This is a genomic window from Flavobacterium sp. A45, from assembly GCF_002001005.1.
Lineage (GTDB): Bacteria > Bacteroidota > Bacteroidia > Flavobacteriales > Flavobacteriaceae > Flavobacterium.
On sequence record NZ_MUNX01000145.1, the window covers coordinates 1 to 8,314 of the forward strand.

General features: G+C 31.9%; 6 protein-coding genes. 4 read left to right on the forward strand and 2 right to left on the reverse strand.

Annotated elements, in window-relative coordinates:
• The first annotated feature begins 99 nt into the window (after window positions 1–99).
• The 3 genes from aroC (at window position 100) to B0E44_RS16565 (ending at window position 4,893) form a co-directional block, all read left to right on the forward strand.
• Window positions 100–1,161: a chorismate synthase gene (gene aroC / locus B0E44_RS16555; RefSeq protein WP_077377798.1), complete on the forward strand. Its 1,062-nt coding sequence runs from the start codon at window positions 100–102 to the stop codon at window positions 1,159–1,161.
• 63 nt (window positions 1,162–1,224) lie between these two features.
• Window positions 1,225–2,487 carry a dicarboxylate/amino acid:cation symporter gene (locus B0E44_RS16560; protein ID WP_077377801.1) on the forward strand — a complete coding sequence of 421 codons (1,263 nt, stop codon included), beginning with the start codon at window positions 1,225–1,227 and terminating at the stop codon, window positions 2,485–2,487.
• Window positions 2,488–2,688: 201 nt separating this feature from the next.
• On the forward strand, window positions 2,689–4,893 hold the full coding sequence (locus tag B0E44_RS16565) for a response regulator (RefSeq protein WP_077377804.1): 2,205 nt from the start codon (window positions 2,689–2,691) through the stop codon (window positions 4,891–4,893).
• 112 nt (window positions 4,894–5,005) lie between these two features.
• Here B0E44_RS16565 and B0E44_RS16570 read toward each other — a convergent pair whose 3' ends face one another.
• Window positions 5,006–6,256, reverse strand: coding sequence for a DEAD/DEAH box helicase (locus B0E44_RS16570; RefSeq protein WP_077377806.1), 1,251 nt, complete (start codon window positions 6,254–6,256; stop codon window positions 5,006–5,008).
• Window positions 6,257–6,365: 109 nt separating this feature from the next.
• On the reverse strand, window positions 6,366–7,406 hold the full coding sequence (locus B0E44_RS16575; protein WP_077377810.1) for a formimidoylglutamase: 1,041 nt from the start codon (window positions 7,404–7,406) through the stop codon (window positions 6,366–6,368).
• Window positions 7,407–7,493: 87 nt separating this feature from the next.
• Between B0E44_RS16575 and B0E44_RS16580 the strand changes: the two genes are divergently transcribed.
• Window positions 7,494–8,314: hypothetical protein (locus B0E44_RS16580; protein ID WP_077377813.1), on the forward strand; the 821-nt coding region annotated here is incomplete at its 3' end.

Genomic DNA, 8,314 nt, shown 5'->3' on the forward strand with positions numbered 1-8,314 from the left:
GATTTATATGAATACTGCATGAAATTATTATGAAATATTACTAATTTATAATTTTTAGTTTAATCCATAAAACTTACATTTGCGTAAAATTTTAAAACAATGGCGGGAAATAGCTACGGAACACTATATAGAGTAACTACTTTTGGAGAATCGCATGGTGAAGCATTGGGTGGAATTATAGATGGTTGTCCTTCTGGGATTCAACTTGATTTGGATGCAATTCAATTTGAAATGTCAAGAAGAAAACCAGGTCAATCTGCAATAGTTACACAAAGAAAAGAACCGGATGATGTTCAATTTTTATCTGGAATTTTTGAAGGCAAAACTACAGGAACACCAATTGGGTTCATTATTCCGAATACCAATCAAAAATCAGATGATTATTCACATATAAAAGACAACTACAGACCAAGTCATGCAGATTATGTGTATGAAAAAAAGTATGGAGTGCGTGATTATAGAGGAGGGGGACGCAGTTCAGCACGTGAAACAGCCAGTAGAGTAGTGGCAGGAGCTATTGCAAAACAAATGCTTCCTAAAATTAAAATAAACGCATATGTTTCTTCTGTAGGGCCAATTTTTCTTGAAAAACCATATCAAGAGTTGGATTTTTCAAAAATAGAAAGCAATCCTGTACGTTGTCCGGACGAAACTATGGCAGCAACAATGGAAGATTATATCAAACAAATTCGAAAAGAAGGTGATACTGTAGGTGGAACCGTTACTTGTGTGATTCAAAATGTGCCTATTGGTTTAGGGGAGCCGGTTTTTGATAAATTACATGCTGAATTGGGAAAAGCAATGTTGTCCATCAATGCCGTGAAAGGTTTTGAATTTGGAAGCGGATTTGAAGGTGTTAAAATGAAAGGAAGCGAACATAATGACCTATACAACCCTGACGGAACTACCAGAACCAATCTATCTGGCGGAATTCAAGGTGGAATAAGCAATGGAATGGATATTTATTTTCGTGTTGCTTTCAAACCTGTGGCAACCATAATGCAAAAACAGGAATCATTGGACAATAAAGGAAATATAACCGAAATGACTGGGAAAGGACGACATGATCCTTGTGTAGTACCTCGTGCTGTTCCTATTGTAGAAGCCATGGCAGCTATTGTTCTTGCTGATTTTTATCTTTTGAATAAAACATATTTATAATTGCATAGCATACTCAGTATTTTGACGAGCTAAGTATTGAGATCTAACCTTGAAATTAATTAAATGACTACTATTACAACTAAAAAACCATCTTTTTTAAGCGGCCTTACAGGTCAAATTCTGATTGCAATGCTCATAGGAGCTGTCTTAGGTGTTATCATTCACAATTCTGTTTCAGCTGAAAATGCTCAAGAATTCAGCAATAAAATAAAAATGTTAGCAACTATTTTTATTAGACTGGTACAAATGATTATTGCACCATTGGTCTTTACAACTTTAGTAGTTGGAATTGCCAAATTAGGGGATGTAAAAACGGTTGGAAGAATTGGAGGAAAAGCTTTGGCCTGGTTCTTTACTGCTTCATTTATTTCATTATTGATTGGAATGTTATATGTGAATTTATTGCAACCTGGTGTTGGTTTAAATTTATCTAATGTTGATTTAGCTTCGGCTACAGATGTTACTGCAAAAACTCAAAATTTGTCTTTTGAAAATTTCATAGAGCATATTGTACCTAAAAGTCTTTTTGAAGCAATGGCTACCAATGAAATTTTGCAAATTGTAATATTTTCTATATTCTTTGGATTGGCGGCAGCAGCAGTTGGTGATCACGCAAAACCAGTAACCGACTTTTTGGATAGAACATCACATATTGTTTTAAAAATGGTGAATTTTGTAATGAAATTTGCTCCAATTGGTGTTTTTGGTGCTATTGCAGGGGTTTTTGCTGTTAGAGATTTTCAGGAATTAGCGATTACTTATTTTAAATTCTTTGGTTCTTTTCTAATAGGTATTGGTACGCTTTGGGTGGTATTAATATTTGTAGGGTTACTTTTTCTTGGGAAAAGAATGAAATCATTGTTAAAGCATATTGTAAGTCCACTGATCATTGCTTTCAGTACTACCAGTTCTGAGGCAGTTTTTCCAAAACTGACAGAAGAATTAGAAAGATTCGGAGTAAAAGACAAAATAGTGTCTTTTATGTTGCCCTTGGGTTATTCTTTTAATCTTGATGGAAGTATGATGTATATGACATTTGCGGCTATTTTTATTGCACAAGCCTATGGAATACATTTGGATTACCCGACTCAATTCACAATGCTTTTTGTGTTAATGCTTACTAGTAAGGGGATTGCAGGAGTTCCAAGGGCAAGCTTGGTAGTTGTTGCAGCAACTTGTGGGATGTTTAAAATACCAATTGAAGGAATTGCTTTGATATTACCAATAGATCATTTTTGCGATATGTTTAGAAGTGCAACAAACGTTTTAGGAAATGCATTGGCGACTTCAGTAGTTGGAAAATGGGAAGATGAAAAAAAAGTGTAAATTATTAAAAATTATTTTGTTTTTTTTTCGATTGAGACAGCCAAAATGTCCATATTTTAATTACAATAAAAAAGCAGTTACATACCAAATGTAACTGCTTTTTTATTTATTAACGTTAATGTTATATTTTTAAAATATTCTGTATTAGAATGTAATATATCTATAGATTATAATGTATATTTGAATAAATAACTACTATTTATGCCCCTAATAAGAATAGTTTTGTTAATTATTTTGTGGTCTAGTTTTTTGGGTACTGCATTTGGTCAAACTCAATTGCCTACCAAAAAAGGAATTGAGAAATTAACAAAACAAGCAACTAAGCTACGAGAATCTGGTGATTTTGAAAAATCTTTATTGGTTTCAAGGTTAGCTTTGCGCAAATCGATAGCTATACATGACAATGTTCTTATTGCCCAAAATTATAATAATGTTGCAGCTAATTATAATGATTTAGCTGAATTTGACAAGGCAATTTTTTACTACAAAAAAGCTTTAAATTACGCCAATATAACTCAAAATGATACTATAAAACAAAGGATTAACAATAATCTCGGGAACATGTATTGCTTTGAAAAAAAGAAATACGAAAAAGGGATAGTTTATTATAGAAGAGCACTTGAATATAGTAAAAAAATTCCCGATTCTTCTCAAATGGCTTTTACAAATCTAAATATAGCTTGGGCATATTTTGATATTGGTAAGTTTGATGAAGGTGAAGGAAATTTAAAAATGATTAATTCCTATTATAAAAAACACAATAACGATATTATCATTGTAATACTTAATATGCTTAACGGCATGTATTGTAATTATAAAAATGAAGATACAAAAGCTGATTTGTATTTTAAAGAGGCTATTAGGCTTGGAAAAAAACTAAATGAAAAGTCCGATTTATCATTTTCTCATTTGGAGTATTCCAAATTTCTATTAAAGCGAAAAGATTACAAAAGGGCCTATGAGAACCTGGATATTTACACAAGACTCAATGACGAAATTTATGCGGAAGAAAAATTAGAAAAGGCAAATGTAGAAGGGATTAATTTTGAATTGGATGAGTATAGAAGAGCTATTGATAAAATTGAAAATGAAAAGGATTTGCAATTTCAAAGTTTGAAAAAATCAAGAATTATTGTTTTACTTTTCATAATAGCAATTTTTGTTTTATTACTCTTCCTTAATTCATTAATAAAAAATAATAAGTTCCGATTAAAATCAAATGCCGATTTAATGATTGCCAATGAGGAGTTGATTATTGCCAATAAAAAAGCACAGGAATCAGCTATTCTAAAAACGCAATTCGTTTCCACCATAAGCCATGAATTGAGAACGCCATTGTATGGAGTAGTTGGTATTACCGATTTATTATTGGAAGAACACAAAGAACTTGCCACAAGTCCTCATTTAAATTCTTTGAAATTTTCAGCACGTTATCTGTTGTCTTTAGTTAATGATATTTTGCAAATCAATAAAATTGAAGAAAATAAAATTATCCTGGATAATTTATCCTTCAATTTGACTGATGAATTTTATATGATAAAAAATTCATTGTCTTTTATTGCAAAAAAAAATAACAATAAAGTATACATAGATGTTGATCCATCAATACCAGAAAGCTTAATAGGTGATAAACTACGGTTCGCTCAAATTCTTATGAATTTGGTAAGCAATGCGCTGAAATTCACCAAAAATGGGGAGGTTAATTTAATAGCCAAACAGATTGCAATTAAAGATGGTATGCATTCTATAGCGATTAAGATTAAAGATAACGGAATTGGTATTGCATCTTTAGATCAGGAAAAAATATTTGATAAATTTGTTCAGGTAGGGAGAAAAGAAATTGATTATCAAGGAACTGGATTGGGACTGGCAATAGTAAAAAGATTATTGGAGCTTTTTGGGAGTGAAATTACTGTTGAAAGTGAATTAGGAAAAGGAACAACTTTTACTTTTCTTGTAAATTTCGAATGTAATGCTGGTAAAACTACAGAAATCATAAATAATATTCAAGTCGATATGACTTCAAGCCAAGCCTTTAAAGTGTTAGTTGTTGAGGATAATCCCATTAATCAATTGATAACCAAAAAAACCATAGAGAAAAACAATTATTCTTGCGTTGTTGTGGATGATGGTTTTAAGGCTTTGGAAATTTTGGAAAACGAAGAATTTGACATTATTTTAATGGATATTAATATGCCTTTGATGAATGGGTTTGAAACGTCAAGAAGAATAAGGCAGAGAGATATTGAAACTCCTATAATTGCATTGACAGCCTTTGACAAAAACGAAATAACTGATGAAGCAATCATGGCTGGAATGAATGATATTATTGTAAAACCTTTTGAGTCTGTACAATTGTTTAAAATCATTAATTGTCTCATTTTAAAAACAAAAAGCGTTGTTTAATAGCAATGCTTTTGTTTTTATTTAGATATCTATGTGCTTAAATAAAAAAAACACATTTTAATGTAATATTAAAATGTGTTTTTTTATAATTTTTTAAAAATTTTAAAAGGGCTTAGTACCAGCGCTTTTTATTTTGTTTAGATGTTGCGGATTTTCTCGATTTATGTGCACCACCACTTCGGTTTGAGTTTTTTGGAGAAGCTGTAGCTTCGCTAGGACTTCCAGAATGCCAAGGATAAGGATGATCATTTATAGTTTGAACATCTACTTTTATCAATTTTTGGATGTCTTTCCAGTAATCCTTTTCATCTTTGCTGCAAAAAGAAATTGCGATTCCCCCATTTCCGGCACGACCAGTTCTTCCAATTCGGTGAACATAAGTTTCGGGGATATTAGGCAAATCAAAATTGATTACATAAGGTAATTGGTCAATGTCAATTCCACGGGCTGCAATATCAGTAGCAACAAGAACACCAACTTCTTTATTTTTAAATGCATCAAGAACACGTTGTCTCGCATTTTGGGATTTGTCTCCATGTATAGCTTCGGCGGGAATGTCTTTTTTTCTCAATGCCTTTACTACATTGTCAGCTCCGTGTTTTGTTCTTGAAAAAACAAGAACATCTGATAAATTTTCATTTTTTATCAAATGGTACAATAAGTTTCTTTTTTCTGTTTTTTCAACAAAATAAACGCGTTGCTCTACATTCTCCGCCGTTGATGAAACTGGAGATACTGTTACTGTTTCTGGGTCTGTAAGAAACATTTCTGCCAATTCTCTGATGGCAATCGGCATCGTTGCTGAAAAGAAAAGAGTTTGTCTGTTTTTTGGCGTAAGCTTTACAATTTTTTTGACATCGTTGACAAACCCCATATCAAGCATTTGATCGGCTTCATCAAGTACAAGTGTGTGTAAATGGTCTAAATCTATAAAACCTTGCTTGTGTAAGTCTAATAAACGTCCTGGTGTGGCAATTAATATATCAATACCATTTTTTAAAGCGTCTACTTGTGGATTTTGAGAAACACCTCCAAACACTGTCAATTGGGTCAAGTTGGTATATTTACCATAGGTGTCAAAACTTTGTCCAATTTGAACAGCTAATTCTCTTGTAGGAGTAACAACAAGCGCGCGAATTACTTTTGCTTTTTTTGACGAACCTACGATGCGGTGTAATTGATGTATAATTGGAATTGCAAAAGCGGCAGTTTTTCCAGTTCCTGTTTGCGCACAACCCACCAAATCTCTTCCTGCCAGCACTACTGGAATGGATTGTTCTTGAATAGGAGTTGCTTGTGTATAGCCTTCTTCAAATACGGCTTTTTGTATACTTTTTGAAAGTGATAAATCTTCGAATAACATAATTTTTGTATTAAATATCTTGTATTAAGTACACAGATAAGTCCACAAAGGTAGTGTTATTATTTTTTATGCCTATTATTTTTGAATTTTGATAACTTTTTAATTTGATTTACAGTATGATAGAATTCTGCGCTTTCATAAAGTCGGTTACTAAATACCCTATAAGCTTCCCGATTAAATGATTGTTTTTTTCTTCTCCTAAGTCTGGAGCTCCTTCACAAATATGTAAATAAGTTGCATTTTTATTTTTTCCAAAAAATGAAACAAATTGACGGAGTTCTTCAATTGAAAAACCACTTAAAGTCATTGCGCTACTTGCAATATTTGGGATTGCATCTAAATCAATTTCGATTCCAAAAGGATCATATTTGATAAAATCTAGAGCAGTAATCATTTCTTGTTCAAAGTCTTTTTCTTTTCTGATATTAACGCTGTCGTAAGTGTTATATCGAACTCTATCTTCAATCTTTTTTATAATATCCAAAACACTTTTGGAAGTATAATTTTCATGTAATCCAAAAATGAAATATTTTTTTAAAAAACCCTCTTCAAATGCATATGAAAAACCATTTCCGCTATGACGGCCTTCCAGAATTCTAAAATCGGAATGTGCATCAAAATTTATGGCATTTATGGATTTTCCTTTGGCAAGAGCCGCTCCTTTAATATTTCCGTAGGCATTGTTGTGTCCGCCTCCAATAACAATTGGGATTTTACCGCATTGTATTATTTTACAAATTATATGTGAAACTTCTTTGTCAATTTTTTCGACCAATTGACTTAATTTTGAACGATCATCAATATCATTGAAATCGAGATGTTTTACTTCTTCCATTTCTTGCTTTACATTCAACTGACCTAAAGCAATGATATGATTTCCTTTTGAAAAACGATTATGCTGTATGTTGGCAATACTTTTAATGGCACTTTCCCAAGCCGAAGCCGCGCCAGGTCTTCCATAATTTGCTCTTACGCCAATGTCTTCCGGAATTCCAAATAAGACAAATTTTGCTTCGCTTGATTTTATAAAGTCAATTGGGTCAGTATCTTTGGGGATTGTAAGTATTTTTTCGCCAAATTTAATTTCACCACTTCGATGATTGGTTATTTTGGCTAGGTCGTTAATACTTAGAGTGATAAGTTTTTCCATAAAAAATATATTTCCCAAAAATAATATAATTGTATTAAGTTGCGTTATATATATTATTAAATTTGTAAAAAACAATTATATTTTAACATGGAAAATCAAAAAAACAATTCAAGTTTAAAAGCTGTTATAGCAGTTTTAGCTATTTTATTAGTAGGGAGTTTAGTTTATATTTTTAAAATGTCTTCTGAAGTTGAAGCAGTTCATTCTGAAGTTGTAAAAGTTGGATCTGAAAAAGAATCCGTTATGAAAGATTTACAAGATCTGAAAGCAACTTATGACGCCGCTATTGCTGAAAACACCTCAATGTCTGAGGAATTAATTCAAGAAAGAGATAAAGTCGTTAATTTGATGGATGAACTTAAAAAATCCAATGGTGATTTGTCAAAATACAAAAGCCAAGTTCGTACTATGCAAGCTCACATGAGTGAATTGATGAAAGAAAATGAAGGTTTGAAAAAACAAAACGTTACTTTAACTAACCAGCGTGATAGTACAGTTGTTGTTTTGGGTCAAGCACAAAAGTTCAATGAAGTTTTAGTTGGACAAAATGAAGAGTTAGCAAAAACGGTTGATAAAGGATCTAAATTATCAATATTGAACTTGCAAACTGCTGCTTACAAATTAAAAAGCTCAGGAAAAGAAATTGCTACAGATAAAGCCAGTAGAGCTGATGTGCTTAAAATAAGCTTTACTATTGCTGAAAATTCAATTGCTAAATCTGGAGACAAAGATTATTATGTACAAGTGATTGATAGTAAAAACAATGTTTTGGGAGAGGCCAAAACTATTACTTTCGGATCTAAAGAATTATTATATAGTTTTGTTGCTAGTGTGAAATATGAAAATAAAACAGTTCAAGTTTCACAAGATTTAGCTGGAAAAGATTTTGCAAAAGGAATGTATTCTGT

Bases quoted from the DNA above. Each gene is read 5' to 3' on its own strand.
- aroC (WP_077377798.1), top strand. From the start codon at position 100: ATGGCGGGAAATAGCTACGGAACACTATATAGAGTAACTACTTTTGGA.
- B0E44_RS16560 (WP_077377801.1), top strand. From the start codon at position 1,225: ATGACTACTATTACAACTAAAAAACCATCTTTTTTAAGCGGCCTTACA.
- B0E44_RS16565 (WP_077377804.1), top strand. From the start codon at position 2,689: ATGCCCCTAATAAGAATAGTTTTGTTAATTATTTTGTGGTCTAGTTTT.
- B0E44_RS16570 (WP_077377806.1), bottom strand. From the start codon at position 6,256: ATGTTATTCGAAGATTTATCACTTTCAAAAAGTATACAAAAAGCCGTA.
- B0E44_RS16575 (WP_077377810.1), bottom strand. From the start codon at position 7,406: ATGGAAAAACTTATCACTCTAAGTATTAACGACCTAGCCAAAATAACC.